This window comes from Roseovarius sp. PS-C2, assembly GCF_018862045.1.
Lineage (GTDB): Bacteria > Pseudomonadota > Alphaproteobacteria > Rhodobacterales > Rhodobacteraceae > Roseovarius.
The window spans coordinates 12,560-32,692 of record NZ_JAHKSQ010000015.1 but is presented as its reverse complement, the minus strand read 5'-3'; the positions used below and the strand labels follow the sequence as shown (position 1 = coordinate 32,692).

The 20,133-nt window shown below is 60.2% G+C and carries 21 protein-coding genes and 1 pseudogene; 8 read left to right on the top strand and 14 right to left on the bottom strand.

Annotated features, from left to right (window positions below):
* Positions 1 to 2 precede the first annotated feature (2 nt).
* Genes KPG71_RS18575 through lnt form a run of 4 tightly spaced genes read left to right on the top strand, consistent with a single transcriptional unit; the run spans position 3 to position 3,312 of the window.
* Positions 3 to 461: a DUF411 domain-containing protein gene (locus KPG71_RS18575; RefSeq protein ID WP_216340062.1), complete on the top strand. Its 459-nt coding sequence runs from the start codon at positions 3 to 5 to the stop codon at positions 459 to 461.
* Between the two features lie 22 nt (positions 462 to 483).
* A complete protein-coding gene (locus tag KPG71_RS18570) occupies positions 484 to 1,266 on the top strand; it encodes a ZIP family metal transporter (RefSeq protein ID WP_216340061.1) in 783 nt (260 codons plus the stop codon).
* Positions 1,267 to 1,270: 4 nt separating this feature from the next.
* Entirely contained in the window at positions 1,271 to 1,744 is a 474-nt protein-coding gene (lspA, locus tag KPG71_RS18565; protein WP_216340058.1) for a signal peptidase II, read from the top strand.
* Positions 1,741 to 3,312: an apolipoprotein N-acyltransferase gene (lnt, locus tag KPG71_RS18560; protein ID WP_009807490.1), complete on the top strand. Its 1,572-nt coding sequence runs from the start codon at positions 1,741 to 1,743 to the stop codon at positions 3,310 to 3,312. Before lspA ends, lnt begins: the two co-directional genes overlap by 4 nt.
* Positions 3,313 to 3,573: 261 nt before the next feature.
* Here the strand turns inward: lnt and mntR are convergent, their stop codons facing one another.
* Positions 3,574 to 4,032 (bottom strand): manganese-binding transcriptional regulator MntR, encoded by a 459-nt coding sequence (gene mntR, locus KPG71_RS18555; protein WP_008327326.1) that lies wholly within the window; start codon positions 4,030 to 4,032, stop codon positions 3,574 to 3,576.
* Positions 4,033 to 4,147: 115 nt separating this feature from the next.
* On the opposite strand from mntR, the gene KPG71_RS18550 reads away from it, so the two are divergent.
* The gene (locus tag KPG71_RS18550; RefSeq protein ID WP_007803452.1) at positions 4,148 to 4,405 is read left to right on the top strand and encodes a hypothetical protein; all 258 of its coding nucleotides are present in this window, start codon (positions 4,148 to 4,150) and stop codon (positions 4,403 to 4,405) included.
* Here the strand turns inward: KPG71_RS18550 and KPG71_RS18545 are convergent.
* Entirely contained in the window at positions 4,399 to 6,753 is a 2,355-nt protein-coding gene (locus tag KPG71_RS18545; RefSeq protein WP_207287124.1) for a cation-translocating P-type ATPase, read from the bottom strand. The genes KPG71_RS18550 and KPG71_RS18545 overlap by 7 nt on opposite strands.
* A 192-nt stretch (positions 6,754 to 6,945) precedes the next feature.
* Between KPG71_RS18545 and KPG71_RS18540 the strand changes: the two genes are divergently transcribed.
* Positions 6,946 to 7,218 (top strand): hypothetical protein, encoded by a 273-nt coding sequence (locus KPG71_RS18540; RefSeq protein ID WP_012187176.1) that lies wholly within the window; start codon positions 6,946 to 6,948, stop codon positions 7,216 to 7,218.
* Positions 7,219 to 7,265: 47 nt separating this feature from the next.
* Here the strand turns inward: KPG71_RS18540 and KPG71_RS18535 are convergent, their stop codons facing one another.
* The 3 genes and pseudogenes from KPG71_RS18535 to KPG71_RS18525 all read right to left on the bottom strand — a co-directional run.
* Positions 7,266 to 7,931 carry a L,D-transpeptidase gene (locus KPG71_RS18535; protein ID WP_007803448.1) on the bottom strand — a complete coding sequence of 222 codons (666 nt, stop codon included), beginning with the start codon at positions 7,929 to 7,931 and terminating at the stop codon, positions 7,266 to 7,268.
* Positions 7,932 to 8,124: 193 nt separating this feature from the next.
* Positions 8,125 to 8,847: a cytochrome c biogenesis CcdA family protein gene (locus KPG71_RS18530; RefSeq protein WP_007803446.1), complete on the bottom strand. Its 723-nt coding sequence runs from the start codon at positions 8,845 to 8,847 to the stop codon at positions 8,125 to 8,127.
* Positions 8,835 to 8,954 (bottom strand): annotated as a pseudogene (locus KPG71_RS18525) (IS5/IS1182 family transposase); the annotation flags it as partial. The gene KPG71_RS18530 and the pseudogene KPG71_RS18525, both read right to left, overlap by 13 nt.
* Before the next feature lie 109 nt (positions 8,955 to 9,063).
* Here KPG71_RS18525 and KPG71_RS18520 point away from each other — a divergent pair.
* Complete coding sequence (locus KPG71_RS18520; protein WP_054540602.1) at positions 9,064 to 9,708, top strand: hypothetical protein; 645 nt, start codon at positions 9,064 to 9,066, stop codon at positions 9,706 to 9,708.
* Between the two features lie 7 nt (positions 9,709 to 9,715).
* Here the strand turns inward: KPG71_RS18520 and KPG71_RS18515 are convergent, their stop codons facing one another.
* From KPG71_RS18515 to KPG71_RS18495, 5 genes are all read right to left on the bottom strand, one after another.
* On the bottom strand, positions 9,716 to 11,053 hold the full coding sequence (locus KPG71_RS18515; RefSeq protein WP_007803442.1) for an APC family permease: 1,338 nt from the start codon (positions 11,051 to 11,053) through the stop codon (positions 9,716 to 9,718).
* Between the two features lie 48 nt (positions 11,054 to 11,101).
* Complete coding sequence (locus KPG71_RS18510; RefSeq protein ID WP_012187177.1) at positions 11,102 to 13,447, bottom strand: copper-translocating P-type ATPase; 2,346 nt, start codon at positions 13,445 to 13,447, stop codon at positions 11,102 to 11,104.
* Positions 13,448 to 13,525: 78 nt separating this feature from the next.
* The gene (gene lgt, locus KPG71_RS18505) at positions 13,526 to 14,446 is read right to left on the bottom strand and encodes a prolipoprotein diacylglyceryl transferase (protein WP_216340056.1); all 921 of its coding nucleotides are present in this window, start codon (positions 14,444 to 14,446) and stop codon (positions 13,526 to 13,528) included.
* A gap of 105 nt (positions 14,447 to 14,551) precedes the next feature.
* Entirely contained in the window at positions 14,552 to 14,938 is a 387-nt protein-coding gene (locus tag KPG71_RS18500) for a DUF302 domain-containing protein (RefSeq protein WP_050686143.1), read from the bottom strand.
* A gap of 139 nt (positions 14,939 to 15,077) precedes the next feature.
* The gene (locus KPG71_RS18495; RefSeq protein WP_223229252.1) at positions 15,078 to 15,671 is read right to left on the bottom strand and encodes an EF-hand domain-containing protein; all 594 of its coding nucleotides are present in this window, start codon (positions 15,669 to 15,671) and stop codon (positions 15,078 to 15,080) included.
* A 397-nt stretch (positions 15,672 to 16,068) separates the two neighbouring features.
* Here KPG71_RS18495 and KPG71_RS18490 point away from each other — a divergent pair, with 397 nt between their 5' ends.
* Positions 16,069 to 16,626 (top strand): hypothetical protein, encoded by a 558-nt coding sequence (locus KPG71_RS18490; protein ID WP_253196375.1) that lies wholly within the window; start codon positions 16,069 to 16,071, stop codon positions 16,624 to 16,626.
* A gap of 76 nt (positions 16,627 to 16,702) precedes the next feature.
* Here the strand turns inward: KPG71_RS18490 and KPG71_RS18485 are convergent, their stop codons facing one another.
* The 4 genes from KPG71_RS18485 to KPG71_RS19790 form a co-directional block, all read right to left on the bottom strand.
* Positions 16,703 to 17,368: a L,D-transpeptidase gene (locus KPG71_RS18485; RefSeq protein ID WP_100931432.1), complete on the bottom strand. Its 666-nt coding sequence runs from the start codon at positions 17,366 to 17,368 to the stop codon at positions 16,703 to 16,705.
* Between the two features lie 42 nt (positions 17,369 to 17,410).
* Positions 17,411 to 17,896, bottom strand: a complete 486-nt coding sequence (locus KPG71_RS18480; RefSeq protein ID WP_100931433.1) for a disulfide bond formation protein B — start codon at positions 17,894 to 17,896, stop codon at positions 17,411 to 17,413.
* Between the two features lie 140 nt (positions 17,897 to 18,036).
* Positions 18,037 to 19,299, bottom strand: coding sequence for a multicopper oxidase family protein (locus KPG71_RS18475; RefSeq protein WP_007803424.1), 1,263 nt, complete (start codon positions 19,297 to 19,299; stop codon positions 18,037 to 18,039).
* 125 nt (positions 19,300 to 19,424) lie between these two features.
* On the bottom strand, positions 19,425 to 20,006 hold the full coding sequence (locus KPG71_RS19790; protein ID WP_012187183.1) for a L,D-transpeptidase: 582 nt from the start codon (positions 20,004 to 20,006) through the stop codon (positions 19,425 to 19,427).
* Positions 20,007 to 20,133 lie beyond the last annotated feature (127 nt).

Sequence of the window (20,133 nt, the reverse complement as noted above, 5' to 3'; positions counted from 1 at the left end):
CCATGAAACGATTTACTCCCGCCCTTGCCATCGCATTTGCCTTGCTTCCCGCAGCGCAGGCCGTCGCAGAGGCGATCCCGATCGATGTTCGGAAGACCAACGGCTGCGGCTGTTGCCTGTCCTGGATGAAGCACCTGGATGAGAATGGCTTCGCGCCGACTGGCGAGGACATGTTCGGAGGATCTCTTGTGCGCTTCAAAGTCGACAATGGCGTGCCTCAGCGCATGGTCTCATGCCATACGGCTTTGGTCGACGGCTACGTGATCGAAGGCCACGTACCGGCAGCTGACATCCAACGCCTGCTGGAGGACCGGCCAGACGCGGTGGGCCTGGCGGTGCCGGGAATGCCCTACGGGTCGCCTGGCATGGGACCGGAGGACGACCGGGAGGCTTACGATGTCTTCCTGATCCGCGAAGACGGATCGACCGAGGTCTACACCAGCTACTCGGCTCCTGACTGAACTCGCGGCAGAACCTTAACAATTGGAACCCCTCACCCCCATAGCGCTTGGCTTTCTGGGAAGCCTGGCCGCCGGATCGCTGACCGCGGTCGGGGCGGTCCCCGTTCTTTTTGGGCGCATCCCGTCCCGGGCCACGCGCGATCTGCTGCTCGGCTTCGCGGCCGGTGTCATGCTCGCGGCCTCGTTCTTCTCGCTGATCATCCCGGCTCTCGACGCAGCCGAAGGACAGTTCGACAACGGTGCTCTGCCGGCGGCCATCGTCTGCGTTGCGATCCTGCTTGGCATGGGCGCGGTCGCTCTGATGAACGAACGACTGCCGCATGAACATTTCAAGACGGGGCGGGAAGGCCCCGACGCCGCATCGCTGCGGCGCGTCTGGCTTTTCATCATCGCAATCACGATCCACAATTTTCCCGAAGGGCTTGCCGTCGGCGTCGGGTTCGGGGCTGACGGTTTGTCGGGCGGGTTACCACTTGCGATCGGCATCGGCCTCCAGAATGCGCCCGAAGGTCTGGCGGTGGCGGTTTCGTTGCTCGGCGAGGGCTATTCCAGGTTTCGTGCTTGGGGCATCGCCGCCCTGACAGGTCTTGTCGAGCCGGTAGGTGGGCTTCTTGGGGCTGGGATCATCAGCATCTCGCAGCCGCTGTTGCCATGGGGCCTCGCCTTCGCCGCCGGGGCGATGCTCTACGTCATCAGCCACGAAATCATTCCGGAAACCCACCGTTCCGGCCATCAGAACAGGGCGACGCTCGGCCTCGCGGTTGGCCTTGTGATCATGTTGTTCCTCGACGTCTGGCTGGGATAAGCGGATGAGAACTTGCCTCTTCGTCGGTCTGCTTGCTGCTCTGATCGCCTTTCTTGTCGATCAGGCAACGAAGGCAATCGTTGTTTCCAATGCGACTGTTCTTAGTTCCGGCGTATCGGTCTTTCCCGGCTTCAATCTCATCTACCTGCGCAATGACGGGGTGACCTTCGGGCTTCTCGGCGGTGCGCCGTGGTGGAGCCTTGTCGTATTGGCGCTTGGCATCTGCGTCTGGTTGGCGGCTATGCTGATCCGTTCCGGCAGCCGGGTCGAGGCCATTGCCTATGGTGCGATCATCGGCGGTGCTCTCGGCAATATTCTGGACCGCCTGCGCTATCGTGCGGTGACGGATTTCCTCGATTTCTACATCGGGACGGCGCACTGGCCTGCCTTCAACATGGCCGATGTTTTTGTGGTTGGCGGCGTGATGCTGCTGCTCATTGCGCCGTGGGTTGGCGCTCGACTTCAGACCGATTCATGAAGCCGGGATTGCCGCAGTTCGTTAGTGAGGACCTGAACCTGTTCCAGCGCATGGGTCTTGCCCTTGCTGCCGGCGGATTGACGGTTTTGACTCTTCCGCCGTTTTCTTGGCTCATCGCGGTCCCTGTCGCCTTCTCCGTGCTCTTTATCGTTCTCCGGAACATCTCAACCTCGCGCGCTTTCCTTGTCGGTTGGGCTTTCGGACTGGGCCAATTCGGGATTGGAATTTCCTGGATCGCCGAGAGCTTTTACGTCGATGCCGAACGTTTCGGCGCACTGGCGATTCCGGCGGTCGCGGGTCTGTCCGCCGGACTTGCCATCTTCCCGGGCATGGCGGCGATGCTTTTTGCCGCCATCATGCAGCGCCGAGCTGTCGGCGGCATTGCGGCGGGCCTGCTGTTTGCAACCTGCTGGGTGGCCACGGAATGGCTGCGGGGTCATGTCCTGACAGGGTTTCCCTGGAACCTTGCCGCTTATGCCCTTGTCGACTATGCCGCCCTGCGCCAACCCGCCGCCTGGGTCGGAAGCTACGGTTTGGGCTTTCTCACGGTCTTCATCGGCATATTGCCAGGTGTGTTGACTGTGGCGGCGCCAAAGAGACGCGCGCCTGTTCTCGTGCTCTTCGCCGTTGCTGTGGCGGGTTTCTGGGTTGGCGGTGCGCTTCGGTCAGGGCAGGACGTGCCGCCGACAGACGTTGCTTTGCGCATCGTCCAAGGCAATGTGCCACAAGTCGAGAAGTGGGTACCGGGCAGCCGCCAGCGAACCTTGGAAAAATACCTGGGCTTGTCCGCGCAACCCGGACGTTTCGATTTGCTGCTTTGGCCGGAAACGGCCTTCCCCGGCTTTCTGGACGAAGATGCTGCGGCACGCGCGCGGATATCTGCAGCTTTGCCAGACGGCAGGATCCTACTGACAGGTGCGCCTGACCGAGTGGAGGGCGATGGGGGAACCAGATATTTCAACACGGTTCAGGCCTATGACGGCAGCGGCGAGGTTCTGACGGGGTATGCAAAACATCATCTTGTTCCGTTCGGGGAATATGTGCCCCTGAAAGGCTGGCTGCCCATCGAGCGGCTGACCGAAGGGTTGGGCGATTTCACGCCGGGACCAGGGCCGCGCACGCTGGCGATCCCTGGCGCGCCTCTGGTCGCGGTGGCGATCTGTTACGAGATCATCTTTCCGGGCCACGTGGTCGATGACCTTTTCCGCCCCGACTGGATATTCAACGCCACAAATGATGCCTGGTTCGGAACCAGCATCGGACCCGAGCAGCACCTCGCCTCCGCGCGGATGCGCGCGGTCGAGGAGGGACTTCCCGTGGTCCGGGCGGCCAACACTGGGATATCCGCGATCATCGACGCCAATGGAAATGTCGTCGCGCGTCTTGATACCGGGGAAACAGGCACCATTGATGCCGGCCTGCCGGGCGCGCGTACTCCAACGCCCTATGCGCGGTTCGGCGACTGGACCTTGTTGGTTCTTGTTTTTGGGTGCTGGGTCTTCGGCTGGCTGGCCAGTTTGCTCGGACGAGATCCCGATGCGCGGCATTTTGGAACGGAGGTATCCTGATGCTTGTGATCGTGAGCGCTATCGGAGGCGCGATCTGGGGTGGCTATCTGGCACGACGGAGGAGGGGGAATCACCTGGATATCCTCCAATATGCGGTAGCGTCTGCGATCGCCTTCGGACTTGTCGCCCTGTTTGCAACCATCGTGCTGTCGCGGGTTCTCGGCTAGCGAGCTTCGAAATTGCGCAAACGTGTCAGCGGCTTGAAGACCTGATAGCTCGAGGTCCCGATAGAGAATCGCGCGAATGTGCATCTAGGCGAGCTCATTTCTGATTGAGCCGTCGCTCGAACGCCTCCAATGTCGTCCCGCTGACGTGATGCTCGATCCCTTCCGCATCGCGTTCCGCGGTCTCTTCGTCGATTCCCAGGCTCAGAAGAAAGGCGACGACGACCCTGTGGCGGCGTCGACAGATCTCCGCGAGGTCCTGCCCGGCATCGGTGAGGAATATCGCGCGGTATGGCTCCCGCCGGACCAGACCAGCAGCCTTGAGCCGCGAGATGTTCTTGGTCACGGTCGGCGGCTTCACGCCAAGCCGCTCGGCGATCTCGACCGGTCTGGCCTCCCCGCGCGTCTCGATCAGTTCCGCGATCAGTTCGACGTAATCCTCCGCCATCTCGCTTTCATGTGCCTGACGCACGGTCGCAAAGCCATCGGCCTGCGCCTCGGGAGCCCGGTCGACCGCTTCGAATGGCTCACGCCCTTGTGATTGTAGCTTTGTCATACTCGGGACTTTGCAGCGAAATAGCGGGATTGACAACTTGTTTGCTTCGGGTAGATAAGTTAGCCATGTCTAACTTTTTACTTTGGAGGCCGTGGTGATGCGAAATATTATGAGAGTGCTGCTCGCCACACTCGCAAGTGCGCTCCTCCTGTCCGGACCTGTCGCCGCGACGCCGGCCAAGGAGGCGCCTTGGCTTCCCGAGGCAGCGGCCTACCGTCTGACGCTCTTTCTTGGAAATCTCGAGCCTCTGCCCTGGGACGACATCGAGACCGCCTGGACGGAACCCTACCGGGGTTCGGAATTCTCTGTCGGGGCGCTGGCGTGGCTGGACCGCAAAAGCGATATCGAGCTACCGAAACCGCCGGATCAATGACCGTGCGCCAGTGCTCCTTTCGCCATCTGCTCGCCCACCGGTTCTCCGCCTGAAGGCCCGGCCTCAACCTGATGGCCGTTCAGGAGCCGAAGTGCGTTGGCGACCACCAGCAGAGACACGCCTACATCCGCAGCAATGGCGCCCCACATTGAGGCCATACCGAACGCGGTCAGCCCGACGAACAGCGCCTTGGTCGCCAGCGATATGCCGATATTCTGGTGGATGATCGTCATGGCACGGCGCGAATGGCCGATAAGCCAGGGTACCTTGCCGATGTCGTCGGTCATCAGCGCGATGTCGGCCGTCTCGATCGCGGCATCCGATCCGACAGCGCCCATGGCGATGGCATAATGCGCCCGCGCCATGGCCGGTGCGTCATTCACACCGTCGCCGATCATCGCCACCATGTCGTGGCTTTCGACGAGTTCCTCAATGGCCGTCACCTTGTCTTCTGGCAAAAGTTCGGCGCGCACCTCGTCGATGCCGACTTCGGCTGCCACCGCGCGCGCGGTGCGTTCGTTGTCGCCCGTCAACATCACGATGGTCTTCACACCCTGCGCATGCAGACGCGCAACGATCCCCTTTGCATCTGGGCGGATGCGGTCGCGAAGCTCCAGTACGCCGGTCACGCCGGTCTCGTCACCCACGGCAACGAGGGTGCTCCCTGCCCCTTCGATCCGATCCCGCAGATCCGCCGGAATGGCATTGCCGAACCCCTTCTCTTCGGCGAAGCGATCCGAGCCGAGCCAGATAGCGCGCCCGTCGGCGCGTCCTTCCAGACCGCGCCCGGGCACGGTACGGGTGTCCTCTGCGGCAGACACGGAAACACCATCGGCTTCGGCGCGCGAGAGGATGGCGCGTGCCAGCGGGTGTGAAGACCGCGCCTCCAGGCTTGCTGCCAGCGCCATGAGATCGCGTGCGGAAACGCCGACCAGTGGGTGAACCGCCGCCACCTCAGGCTCGCCCATGGTGATCGTCCCGGTCTTGTCCATCGCCAGTGCCGTGGTCCGCCCCGGCGCCTCGACATAGGCGCCGCCCTTGATGAGCACCCCCGCCCGTGCCGACGCGGTCAGCGCTGCCACGATGGAGACCGGCGTAGAAATGACCAGCGCGCAAGGACATGCGATGACCAGAAGGACCAGAGCATTGTAGAACCAGTAGTCCCAGGCGCCGCCGAGCAGCAGTGGCGGCACCAGCGCGATGGCGATCGCCAAAGCCATCACGATGGGTGTGTAGATGCGCGCGAACTTGGCCACCCACTGTTCGACCGGCGCGCGGCGGGCATGGGCATCGCCCACCATGCGAATGATTTTCGCGAGCACCGTGTCCGAGGCGGCCTTCGTCGCCCGCACCGTCAGTGTGCCCTCGCCGTTGATCGTGCCGGCATAGACCTCGTCGCCTGGTTCCTTGGGCACTAGCGCGCTTTCCCCAGTAATTGGGGCCTGATCGACGGCCCCTGCCCCGTCCACGACCTCACCGTCGAGGGGGATCCGGTCGCCGCCGCGCACGATAAACCTTGCATTGACTGCCACGGCCGCGGCCGGAACGTCGGATTCAGATCCGTCGTCGTAAAGAACCCGCGCCGTTGGCGGCGCCAGATCGAGGAGCGCGGAAACCGCATTACGCGCCCGCCCCACGCTCCAGCTCTCAAGATAAAGCGAAAGCGAGAAGAAGAAGGCGACCGTCGCGGCCTCAAAAAACTCGCCGAGGCCGATGGCGCCCGCGACGGCCACCACCATGAGCAGGTTCATGTCGGGGCTAAGCCTCCGCGCCGAAGACCAGGCCTTGGGCGCGACAAGCCAGACGCCAAAAAGAATCGCGACGGCGAAGATCCCTGCTTCCACCATAGGCATAGGCACCTCGCCATGGCCCGCAAAGAGCCCGAGCGCGCCGCCCATGCCGGTCTCGACAATGTGAAAAAGGAATCCCGCCGCCCAGAAGCCGCCGCTCAACGAGGTAAAGCGCTTCTGACGTGCCAGATGCGCCGCCTGGTCCTCTGCTGCGTTGTCGGCATCCCATGGCTTGGCGCTCATGCCGGTCGTTGCGACCAACTGCGTGACTTCGTCGTCTGGTATCCTCTCGGCGCTATCGAGGATGGTCATTCGCCCGTTGATCACGTCGAATGCCAGGTGTTCGGTTCCGCCCACTTTCGGCCCGACAACCCGGTTCAGGATCGCCACCTCTTCGGCGCAATCGAGCCCGGAGACCTGAAAGCTCCTTCCGCCAGACGGCGCTGGCGCCGTGGACGCGACGTCCTTGCTGGCGTCGCAACAGGAGTTGCCTCTTGGGTCAGAATGCTCTTGATCACCCGGATGGCCGTGATCGTTGCGGTTGCCGTCGGAAGACATGGATTGACCTCAGGATTCATTGATTCCACATTGACATAGCCCCTACAGTAACTAGAGCTTCAAGGGCAACAAGTGGATATTCGTCCAGCAAGAAAGGCGCCCTGCGGAGGCTTGAAGCTAGCCGCCCCCTTGAAACGACGCGGTTGGAGCAACGCTTGCCGGTACGAAGCGATCAGAATGAGTGAGGTAGACATGCAGAAACGAAACGCGCCGATTATCGCAGCGACATTGGTGCTTGCTGGCTGCGCGGTGCCAACGCTGGACGACGGCGGCGCTCGCAACGAAGTGGGAAGTGTTCCCGAGGCCGTCATTGCCCTTGCTGCGCCTGGTCAGGATCTCACCACGGCGCGGCTTCGTCCCGAGGATGGCTGTTATTGGTATGAACACAGCGGTCCGGTGGAAAACACCTTGGTTCCGCTACGCTCGGCAGGTGGCAACCCCATCTGCACTTCGCGCCAGTCCTGATCAGCCCATAGATGCGTCAAGCCCACGCGTAACACATGATGCGCCAGTCAACTTCTCGGGGTGACGCTGTCTTCCGCCGAGTACAGGAATGCCGTCGAGCCAATCTCGACGTTGGGATAGAGATCATTGATGTGTGCCATGACCATTCGGACGCAGCCGGAACTCGCACGGCCGCCAATGCTTCTTGGATACGGTGTCCCGTGAATCCTTAGATAGGTGTCTCGGTCGCCGACGAAGAGATAGAGGGCTCGCGATCCGAGCGCGTTTTCAGGTCCGGGTTCCATACCGTCAGCGATATCGGCGTAGAGCTCTGGGTCGCGGTCGATCATGTTTTGTGTCGGCTGCCAATGCGGCCACCTGACCTTGCGCTTGATCGTATAGGTGCCCGGTTCGTAAAGTTTACCGCGCGCGATCGCCACGCCATAGCGCATCGCCGTGCCGCCTTCTTCGATGTGGTAGAGATAGCGCGCAACAGCATCGACATGGATATCACCGGGTACAAGTCCGTCCTTCGCGAGGACCCGCTGTGGCAGGAAGCGAGGGTGAAGGCCCCAAGGGTTGGACGTGGCCGGGTCGTAGCCGGGAGGTGTAACCTGTGCGTCCCAAGCTGCCTTCTGCGCATCGGTAGGCCACGTGTCTGCAAGGAGCGGGCTGGATATCGATGCCGAAAACAGCGCGGTGGTCGTCTGGATGAAATGTCGTCTTGTCAGCATATAGATTGCTCCGTTCACGCATTGGACGGCAAACCGAACCTTACCCCGAACGCAGTGTTGTTCGCCCGGGAAGGAGTGAGGCGTTATTGGCAACTTGCTCCATGGTGCCGTTCTTTGTCGGTGGCTTAACTCCTAAAGCTACTAGAGGTTCAAGAAAATTTTCTGTTATCAATAGACGCTGCTACTAATGGAGCTATCCGATCCGTCCCAGAACCGGAAATACGTCGAGCATCCAGTATGACAGCGCGCTCAACTGCCCTGTCATCATCGCCAGCCCCATCAAGATCATCACTATGCCCGCAAGCTGGTGGAGGCGGCGGCCAACCCGGCCGATGGCCCGCAACCGTCCCGCGATCTGGTCGGTGAATCCGGCCACGATCAGAAACGGTATTCCAAGGCCGGCGGAATAGACGGCAAGCAGCATGATACCTTCGCCCATCGTGGCACTCGCCGCACTGGCTGTCAGGATCGCGCCGAGGATCGGGCCGATGCACGGAGTCCAGCCGAAACCGAAGGCAAGACCGAGGACATAGGACGCAGCGGGTTGGCCCCCGGGGATGTTGAGATTGAATCGGAAGTCGCGTTCCATGACCGAAACACGCGCGGCTCCTATCATGAAGAGCCCGAAGAAAATGATGATGCCGCCCCCAACGAGGTTGAGTTCATACCGCCACCGAAGCAGGGCCTGACCCATTGCAGTCGCGGATGCGCCAAGTCCCATGAAGATGGTGGAGAAGCCGAGGACAAAACACAGGCTCAGCCAGACCGCGCGCGACGGCGAAGCGCCGACCACCCCGCCCTCAGCGGCTGTGCGCCCGGTTACGTAGGAGACATAACCTGGCACAAGAGGTAGCACGCAGGGGGACAGAAATGATATCGTGCCGGCTAGGAGGGCGGCGGTGAGGGCGCGCGCCAAGTGATGTCTTCGTCGACCCAGATCAGCAGGGACCCCCGCTTGCGCAGCGATGCGTTGTAGCTGGACCAGTTGGTCGTACGATAGCGGGCGGGAGATGGGTTGCTCATGGAATGCGGCTAACAGCATGGGTTCGCGAAGGGAATCCTGAGGCGTCAGACTTGTGCAACAACGCCCCGTATCATCGACCTAGTGGTGCCCACATGGCAGGCTATTTCAATGGATAGATTTTTCTCTATCAGTATGCCCGCGGCTCAGTTTGTTAGAAATGTCCTGCTGTTCAGCTTCGCTGCATTACTGCCGGTCCTGTTGTTCTACGTCTTACTGGCTCCGGGCTTTGCTCCGGCTCTTGCTGCCGGCGGACCGGCACTCATGCGCTTTCTAAGGCAGGTTGCGACCAACGGTTTGCCCGTGGTTTTTGCCGTCAACTATGTCAGTTTTTTCCTTTTCGCTATGACAAAGCAACCAAAGGCGGGCTCAAGAGACACGGCGTTTTTCGTGCTGGTCGATGTCTTGCTCAGAGCCCTTCTCTTTCCAGGTCTCCACGTGCTGATATACGTTCTATCTGCCGACTGGTTCGGGTCATTCGGCGGCAATCGTTCAACCGCTTTGGCGGTTGTATCCCCGACTCTTGCGCGTTCGGCGTTTTTCGAGAACATCTCCGGCGTTTACCTCTATGCGACTATGATAAGCGCGTTGCCGCTCTACGTCTCGGCTTTCGGGCGGTCGGAATTTCTTGGACCGGTTGTACGTCGCTTGCCCATGAACACGGGCGTGATGCTGCTTGCCCTGGCTGCGTTTGCCTTGTCGGTCGGGCTGATCACGATCGGCGCACAAGGCATCGCATCTCTTCAGGCCAGGTGATGGCAGGCTAATCACCGTGGGCGTGGGCGGGGGCGGGGGCGACTTGCGGTGCCACCCATTGCGACAAGTAAACGCGCTCGAAGGCGAACACAGCGATCATCCCGACAGCGGCGTAGAGAACGATCATCGGGTCGCTTTGAAGCTTCATCACGGTGAAAGCTGCCAGTACTATCGCATCGAGCGCCAGGGCAGTCAAAAGCACGATACCGAAGGCGCCGACGTCTGCTCGACGATAGCGGAACACGCCCCAATGTATGATCATGTCCATGACGAGGTAAAAGAAAGCACCGAGGGATGCGATCCGGCCTAAATCAAAGAGCACGGCCAACGTCGCGGCGATGACGACAGTATAGACCAGGGTGTGGCGTTGGATGGGACCTGGCATACCGAAGTGGCTGTGCGGGATCATTTCCATGTCGGTCAGCATCGCCAGCATACGCGACACCGCGAAGACGCTGGCCAGAACGCCGGACGCCGTTGCGACAGCGGCCAGGATCACCGTGAGTATGAAGCCGGTTTGTCCAAGGGCGGGCTGTGCCGCTTGTGCCAGCGAATAGTCACGCGCTGAGATGATCTCCTCGATCGTGAGACTCGAACCGACCCCGTAGGCGACCAACAGGTAGACGACGACGCAGATTCCGATAGAGAACATGATCGCTCGGCCAACATTGCGATTTGGTTCAGTGATCTCGGCTCCGCTGTTGGTGATCGTGGTGAATCCCTTGAACGCAAGGATGGCCAGCGCCGTAGAGGCGATGAACCCCGTGAGCCCGTAGGATTGTGAGGTCTCGGACGCCGCGGCGAACGCAAAACCACTGGACCACAGGGCCGCGATGCCAAACAGAGCTATGCCTCCGATCTTGATCGCGGCCATGATCAACGAGAACAGCCCGACCGAGCGGTTTCCGGCCATGTTCACCAAAAAGGCGAAAACGATCACGGCCACAGCCAGAGCGGGGACCAATGGGCCACCTTCGATATCGAAAGGGCGCAGGACATAGGTGGCGAAGGTTCGCGCGACGAGGCTTTCCGCGATCACCATGCTGAGCGCCATCAGCAGTGCGGCCCCGCCCGCGATGGCTCCGGGGCCATAGCATTTCTGCAGGATCATGGCGATGCCACCCGAGGACGGCCATTTGTTCGACATCCTGATGTAGCTGTAGGCGCTGAAGCTTGTGACGACCGCGCCGGCGATGAATGCAAGCGGGAAAAGCGGGCCGGCGAGCTGCGCGATTTGCCCCGTCAACGCAAAGATTCCAGCGCCGATCATCACGCCTGTCCCCATCGCAACGGCTCCGCCCAGACTGATGGAATTTTCGCGGTACGTTTCTTTTTCGCTCTGCATAAATGGCCCCCTTTTAATTTTGGTTCATCCGAACGCTGTTGCGCGCTTCTAGATACGAACGCCGCGAAGGCGCAGCGAATTGAGCACCACCGAGATTGACGACGCGCTCATGGCGAAGGCAGCAAACATCGGACTGATGAGGATGCCAAAGAAGGGAAACAGAACTCCCGCCGCGACCGGCACGCCGGAGGCGTTGTAGATCAGCGCGAAGAACAGGTTCTGGCGGATGTTGCGCATCGTGGCCCGGGCGAGCCGCCGCGCACGCACGATACCATCAAGGTTGCCCTTGACCAGCGTGACGCCCGCGCTTTCGATGGCCACATCGGCGCCGGTGCCCATGGCGATGCCGACATCGGCCTGCGCGAGCGCGGGGGCGTCGTTGACGCCATCCCCGGCCATGGCGACCTTGTGGCCCGCCTCTTGCAACTCAAGGATGATCCGCGCCTTGTCCTCCGGCAGCACGTCGGCCCGGATCTCATCGATTCCGAGCCGCGTGCCGATGGCCTTGGCCGTGCGTTCGTTGTCGCCGGTCGCCATGATGACGCGGAACCCCAGTTCATGCAGATCCTCGATGGCTTCTGGCGTGGTCTCCTTCACTGGGTCGGCGACAGCAACTAGACCGGCGATCTCGCCATCCAGCACAACGAACATGACCGTCTCGCCTTCGTCGCGGCGGGCATTGGCCTTGGCGGTCAACGCGCCCGCCTCGAGCCCCAATTCGCGGATCATCGCCAAATTGCCGAGCGCGACCGCTTTGCCGTCAACGACCCCCTTGACGCCCTTGCCAGTGACCGCCTCGAAGTCCCGTGCCTCGTCCATTTTGACATCTCGCTCCTCCGCACCCCTGACGATCGCTTCGGCCAAGGGGTGCTCCGATCCGCGCTCAAGCGATGCGGCGAGACGCAAGACCTCGGCTTCGTCGTGGCCGGGTTGCGGGAGTACGTCGACAAGCCGCGGCTTGCCTTCGGTCAACGTGCCGGTCTTGTCGACGATCAGGGTATCGACTTTCTCGAACCGCTCCAGCGCCTCGGCGTTCTTGATCAGCACCCCTGCCTGAGCGCCCCGTCCTGTCGCTGTCATGATCGACATCGGTGTCGCCAGGCCAAGCGCACAAGGACAGGCGATGATCAGAACCGCCACCGCCGAAATCAATGCGTAGGAAAGCGCAGGCGCGGGCCCCCAGATCGCCCAGGCGATGAAGGACAGGACCGCGATACCGATGACGGCCGGAACGAAATATCCCGCCACCTTGTCGGCGTATTTCTGGATCGGGGCGCGCGAGCGCTGCGCGTTCGACACCATCTCGACAATTTGAGCCAGCATCGTGTCGGACCCGACACGCGTCGCCTCCATCACCAGACTGCCGGTGCCATTGATCGTCGCGCCGGTCAGCGGGTCGCCCTCGGTCTTCTCGACCGGCACGGGTTCACCGGAGATCATGCTTTCGTCGACCGAGGACCGGCCGTCCAGAACCACGCCATCGACCGGCACCTTGTCACCGGGCCGCACGCGCAGCCGGTCCCCGACTTGCACGTCCTCCAGCGGGATTTCCTCCTCGGATCCGTCGTCCCGGATGACCCGCGCGGTCTTTGCCGCCATGTCGAGAAGCGCGCGGATCGCCTTGCCGGTCCCCTCGCGGGCGCGTAGTTCCATCACCTGGCCGAGCAGCACCAGCGTCACGATCACCGCCGCCGCCTCGAAATAGACGCCGACATGGCCTTCGGAGTCTCGGAACCCATCAGGGAATATGTCCGGTGCGAGAACGGCAACGACGCTGAAGAGCCAGGCGGCAAGAACGCCCATGCCGATCAGGGAGAACATGTTGAGGTTCAATGTGCGGAACGAAATCCATCCGCGTTCCAGAAACGGCCAGCCGCACCACAAGACCACTGGCGTTGCCAGGATCAATTCGATCCATTGTGTGGTGCTTTCGCCAAAAAAAGTCCGGACTGCGGGGAAACCGACGAATGGCCCCATCGTGAGGACAAGGAGCGGGATCGTCAGGACTGTGCCGACCCAGAACCGCCGTGTGAAATCCACCAGTTCGGGATTTGGACCTTCATCGCCCGGCACACCGGATTCCAGTTCCAATCCCATACCACAGATCGGACACGCGCCCGGATCAGGCTGCCGCACCTGAGGGTGCATCGGGCAGGTGAAAATGGGACCATCATGTCCTGTAGGAACCAGATCATATCGGCCATCGGCCGGCGTGGCACCCGCGTGGTGTTCGTGATGATCATGTGCTGAATGGACCTCGAGCTCCGATTCCGGCACGAGGTGCATCCCGCATTTCGGACAATTGCCGGGCTCGTCCTGCCGCACCTCAGGGTGCATGGGGCAAACGAATACCGAAGAAGCTGCTGTGGTTTCAGAACTGTCGGGAGTGCTCATTTTGCGGTCCTTTCCGAGAATGCTTCTCTTGCCTAGGGCTTCCATCCGCGGGAGGGTCAAGAGAGATCAGTACGGCGATTACATTGCGGCTCTGCGGGGTGGCGCTGTCCGGCCCCGTTCCCGCCGGGCGAACACGATCAACGCCAGCCCGACCAGCGCCATTGGCATGGAGAGCAACTGGCCCATGGTCAAACCCCACTCACCAAAATGAAGCGCATGGCCGATCGGGTTGTCCGCCGTCACAAATTGTTGGTCCGGTTGCCGGAACATCTCGACGAAACTTCGGTCAAGACCATAGCCGGTCAGAAACACGCCAGCCAAGGCACCGGGCATTTTCAGCCAGCCCCGGCCCCAAGCGAGATAAATGAGCAGCATTCCAAGAATGAGCCCCTCCAATAGCGCCTCGTACAGCTGGGACGGGTGTCGGGCGCAGAGGCCACTAATCCCTGGGCAGGCCTGCGCGACTTCGCCGGGAAAGATCACCGCCCAGGGAACGTCCGTCGGCCGCCCCCACAACTCATTGTTGGTGAAGTTCGCCAGCCTCCCAAGAAACAAGCCTGGCGGTGCCGCCAAAGCCAGCAAGTCGCCAGTGCTGAGCAAAGACGCGTTCTGTCGAAGGCAGAACAGCAAGGCAGCGATGACAACGCCCGCGAACCCCCCGTGGAAGGACATGCCGCCTTGCCAGACCATCAGAATTTCCAAGGGATTTGCGAGATAATATGCAGGCTGGTAGAACAGTACAAAGCCTAGGCGACCACCAGCAATCACGCCGATGATGATCCACGTCAGAAGATCTTCGATCTGCGTCCGGTCAAGCGGCGGTCCAACTGATGTCCAGAGCGCGGGACGGCTTATCGCACTCAAACAAATGCGCCAGCCAATCAGGATACCGAAGATATAGGCTAGCGCGTACCAGCGGAGTGCGAATGTGACCCCCCCGATGTCGAAGGAGATGAGGTCGGTTCCAATATCCGGAAATGGCAATCCCGCTGGCAGCACTGGGTGAGTTCCTCATCAGGAATTTACGTGGGGATTAGATGGCATTGATCGAGCACCGCTAAAGGCGCTCGATCTGCGACAGGGCATCCAACGCCCATCCCGCCATCACGCGGCGTCGAGGGCGTCCCGGAGTAGATCGCGGACTTCGCCGGCGACCGCGTCCAGGTCTTGGTTCTGCACCGCCTGCATCGAAGCGACAGGATCGACCGCGCTGACCTCGGTGTCGCCGTCCACTTGCCGCAGGATGACATTGCAGGGAAGCATCGCACCGATGCGAGGCTCGATCTCGATGGCTTTGTGCGCCATGCCCGGATTACAGGCCCCGAGAATGCGGTAAGGCGGCATGTCCGCATCAAGTTTCTTTTTCATCGTCGCTTTGACGTCAATCTCAGTCAGAACGCCGAAGCCCTTGTCTGCCAAAGCATCCCGAACACGCATCTCTGCGTCATCGATATTGGTGTCTTTCAGGACGCGATCATAGGTATAGGCCATGGGAATTTTCCTTTCCGTGTCTCTATTTTTTGGCATAACGAGGCTAAACGGTTCAGGTCGCGGTTCGGTTCAATGTCCCGGCCGAGAACGGTTTTGGCGTTTTGAGGACGGGTGCCGGAAAAAACCGGCACCCGTTGGCTCAGTTGTCCTGCATCATGGAGCCGTTGCCCATGCCCTGACCGTTGCCCGGCCGCGCAGGCGCATCTGCCATGTTCGACCGCATCATCTGCATCCGCTCCATCCTATCGGCCGGAGCGGCCATCTCTTCCGGCGTCACCGCGCCGTCGCCATCGGCATCGAGGTGTTGAAAACGATCCACCATCATTTCGCGGATCATCGCGCTGTGGAGAGCTTCAAACTCGGTAATCGAGAGGTTTCCATCCCCGTCGCTGTCAAACTCGGAAAGCTTGGCCTGCAGCTGCGTGCGCATTTCTTCCGGCGTCGTTGTGCCGTCTCCATCGGTGTCGAACATTTGCATCATGCCGCCAGCCATGCCTGCGCCCATCATACCACTGCCCATGCCTGCGCCCATCATGTTTCCGTGCATGCGCTGCATCATGTCCATCATTCCGCCCATGTTCCCCATCATGCCCGGACCACCGTTCTGCATCATGCCTGCCCCACTTTGGGCACCAGGTTGACCACTGTGCCCATGGTTGGCATCCGCCAAGGCGACGCCACCAAAGGCGGTTGCAGCCAGAGTCATTGCAGCGAGTAGAGTATTGCGTTTCATGTCGATCACCTCGTGTCAGTGTTACGATAGCCACCATATGGGATGCACCTGCAGATGCGGAATGCCACGCGAGCCGGTGTTTTGTATCGCGAGGTCACAAAGGCGGGGTCTGTTACAAATTGCGACAAATCAATTCGGGGCGAACGCTCCACTTAATCTGAGACTTGCGATATCCAGAGAAAAACCTGTCGAGGAGTCGCGTACCAACCGACACCGAACCCGTGTTTCGGTGGACGTGAAATCCGGAAGAGTTGGTGTCGAGAGTGGTAGAGGACCTGAATATCCCGAAAATTCAATTATTCAACCCATGGCAGGAGGCTGCAGGGTGCTCTTTTTGAACCGCATTTTCTCAGTTCTAACCTTGGTAATTTTGGCGGGGTGCGGTGCAGGAAACGACATGCGCCCTGATGCTTCAGCCGAAGTCATCAGTAGTGCATCCTACCGTCACGACGGACCGGCCGCGCTGACGCTGTACACCATGATCAATAACAGGTCCGGGGCGGGTGCGCATACCAGCGTCATGATTAATGGGTCGCAGCGTGTTATCTTCGATCCGGCAGGAACGGTCCGGCTGAGCGCGGTACCGGAACGGGGAGATGTGCTTTATGGCATTACTCCACAAGTGGCCGATTTTTATGCGCGGGCTCATGCTCGGGAGACCTACCATGTCGTCATACAAGAGATCGATGTGTCTCCCGAAGTCGCGGAGCAGGCCTTACAGCTTGCAATTGCCAGCGGCCCAGCCGCTTCCGGTTTTTGTAGTGCCAGTACCTCCGCGGTACTCAGACAATTACCAGGATTTGAATCCATTGGACGCACATTTTTTCCAAAGCGCCTGATGGCGGATTTTGGCAAGTTGCCGGGTGTGCGAACCAGAAAGCTGTTCGAGAACGATGAGGACGATAAATCCGTAGCGATCGCACAGTTCGAAAGTTCACTTGCGACACAGCCGTGAGTGTTCGTCCAACAATTCATTGGAAGATGTCCCTGCACGACGCAGTCCTCGGCGTGTGAGCCAAAGATGCAATAGGTTAGCTTCGAGCGGTAACGCTGTCTTCGGCCGAGTAAAGGAACGCCGTCGATCCGACAGCGACATTCGGATAGAGATCATTGATGTGGGCCATCACCATGCGCACGCATCCCGAACTGGCCCGGCCGCCAATGCTGCGAGGGCTCGGCGTTCCGTGAATTCGAAGGTACGTATCCCGATCTCCGACGAATAGATACAAAGCCCTGCTGCCCAAGGCATTGTTGGGGCCGGGCTCCATACCGTCGGCAAACCGCTCGTAAGCCTCCGGATCGCGTTCGATCATTGACTGCGTTGGCGTCCAGTGCGGCCATTCGACCTTTCGGCGGATCGTATAGGTGCCGGGTTCATAGAGATCGCCCTTGGCAATCGCCACCCCGTATCGCATCGCGGTGCCACCTTCCTCGATATGGTACAGATAGCGCGCGATCGCATCGACGTGAATGTCACCCGGGCGCAAACCGTCATTCGCCAAAACGCGTTGCGGCAGCAGCCTGGGATGCAGCCCCCATGGGTTGGTTGTTGCCGGGTCATAGTTGGCGGGCGTGATCTGCGCATCCCAAGCCGCTTTTTCGGCTTTCGTCGGCCAGGTCTTAGCGAATGCTGGCGAACTCAGAGAAGCTGAAAACAGCGAGCCGGAAAGTGCAAGGAAGTGTCGTCTTGTAACCATGAAGCGAAGCCCTTTGTTTGTTTTCGATGAATGCGGGACGATTCAAGAAACGTCCGCGACCCCATGCCACCGAACCTTTTGATGTCTTGCGATCGCGACCAACCAGAGGCAAGCAAGGACACCGCTTAGGATCGCGTTCCAACTCGCCATGGACAACGTCAGAAATTCCCAGACAACCTCACTGCACAGAACAAGATTGGACGCATTTGAACTGGCAGAGGGCAGCAATTCCGATACCGACATTTGGGAAACATCGAGGCCGGATCCCGTGCAAGAAGTCGGTCCCTCCCACCAGCCGCGCTCGACACCGGTATGAAACACTCCCAACGCGGATGTGCTGAGTGCCGACAGGGCACCGATTATCAGGATTGGCAAAATCGGCAGAGCAAAGAGCAACAGAGCGCCCATTCCAATGGCGATTGCGTGTGGGTAGCGTTGCCAGATGCACATTGCGCACGGCGCGTACCCAAGAGCCTGGAAAACGAAGGCCCCCAACAGCAAGGCGGCTGATCCTGCCGCCGCAGTCATGCCGAGAGATTTTGGTGTCAGGGTCAATGAACGCTCCCATTGGCAGTCGATGGACCTGTTTCTCGCTTGTCAGGTTACGTAGACGGCGAAAGGCCTGTTATCATTCAGAGATTTGTAACGGTATGTATCCGTCTCGACCCTCAGCCGACTCTGATCCACGTTGCCATACCGTCGGCCTGGTGGCTCAACATGTGGCAATGCAGCATCCACGATCCCGGATTGTCCAGGACGACGAGAATATCCCGCGTCTCGCCGGTATCCAGATAGGTCGAGTCCCGGTATGGACCGGCTTCACCCGCCGCATCGAGTTCCCAGAAATGGTGGCCATGCAGATGCATGACGTGTGGGAACCCGGTTTCGTTGCGGATCGAAATGCGCGCGGTCGTCCCCTGCGCGGCGGATAGGAAAGGCCTTCGAGGCAGGCCGGATACGTCATTGAGCGCCCATGTCCCTGTGCCGTTGTGGGACGCGCTTCCCGCACCTCCCTGGAGCACCAGCTCCGCGGTTTGGCCGGGGTCTTTCGGGGCGGGCATTCGGTTGGCGGGCAATGCGGTGATGGGCGCTTTCGCGGGCTCACGGGAACCGGAAACAGCGATTTCGCCAAGGCTCAACGTCTGTTCTCCAAAGCTGTCGTCGAATCTAATAGGCCCGGTCGCATCACCAATCACATCGCATCTTTGCCCCGGAGCGAGAAGGATCGGTTCGAGCGTCCGAGGATGCGCCAGAGGCATGCCATCCAGTGCAACGATCTTGCCTATCAAACCATCCAGGCCGACACGGTACACCCTGTCGATAGAGGGATTTATGAGACGCAGTCGCAGACGGTCGCCTCGTTTCACAGTCTTGCCGGTTCCATTGAAAACAAGTGCCGTGACCGTATTGCCGATACGGCCCTCGGTTGCGAAATGGGCCGGGTTGAACGCTTCGTCGTACTGCCCGGACTGATCCAGCAAGACATCGAAGAACTGAACAACGATGTCATGGTCGACAGCCGGCGCATTTTGCTCCTCGACGATGAAGGCGCCGAAAAGACCGCGGCTGACCTGATCGTAAGACAGGTAATGCGAGTGATACCAATACGTGCCGGCATCCGGGACGCCGAATTGATAACGATACGAGTCGCCCGGAATGACCACATCCTGAGTGAGGACGTTGACACCATCCATCCGATTTGGAACCCGCAACCCATGCCAGTGAACGAGAGCGCCCTCCTCCAATCGGTTATCGAGGGTAATGCGGGCGGTTTGTCCTTGTCGCATTCTGACTTCTGGGCCCGGCAGACCACCGTTGAAGCCCAACATCGACACGTCGTACCCAGCAAGGTGCGCCTTGATCGATTGGGGCGCGAGGATCAACTCGTGTGTCGCTGCTGGCAAGCGGGTACCAGCCAGCGCAACGGTCATCCCGCCAAGGAAAGACCTCCGGCTCAAAGACAATTCCGTCACCTCATGAATGATAGACTGGCTTTCGCCAACTGCCGCACTTGTGCCATTTCCGGAAGAGGAACTTCAAGGCGACAGAACACTCCTCACGCCGTTGTCACTTTGGGATACAGGAAGACGCGGGCGCCGATTTCAACGCGTTCGTACAGATCCTTCACATGTTCATTCGTCAACCGCGCGCATCCATTCGACACGGCAGACCCAATTGTCTCCGGGGCGTTCGTTCCATGAATGCGAAGATAGGTATCGCGTCCCTCGGCATCGTAGAGATAGAGCGCGCGGGCCCCGAGCGGGTTGTTTGGCCCGCCTTTCAGTCCATCCTTGTACTTTGCGTATTTGCGTGGCTCGCGCCGGATCATGGCGTTCGTTGGCCGCCACCATGGCCATTTGGCCTTGCGCGCTACCGTGAACTCTCCGGGTTCGTACAAACCTTTGCGCCCTACCCCGACCCCGTAGCGGATCGCCATCCCGTCCTCGAGCATGAAATAAAGGAAAAAATCGTCGGGAACGACGTGGACATCGCCTTTAACCCAGTCACCACGACGGGTGTTTACCAATTGTGGTTCGAACCGTTCGGGCAATTTGACTTTGTGGGCCCAGGCAGTTGTGGGCAGAAAGCAACCCATCGCTCCGGCACAAATCAATTCTCGTCTCGTGAAATTCTGCATGGCGCGATCTCCTCGGACCCATGAAAATTCAGTGCGCGTCAGGGGCAAAGAAAAGAAGCCGTGAACCGGGGCAAACGACGCGCCTTTGTTGCCTTGAAACTACGAAAATTCGTGCTTTTGGAACTCT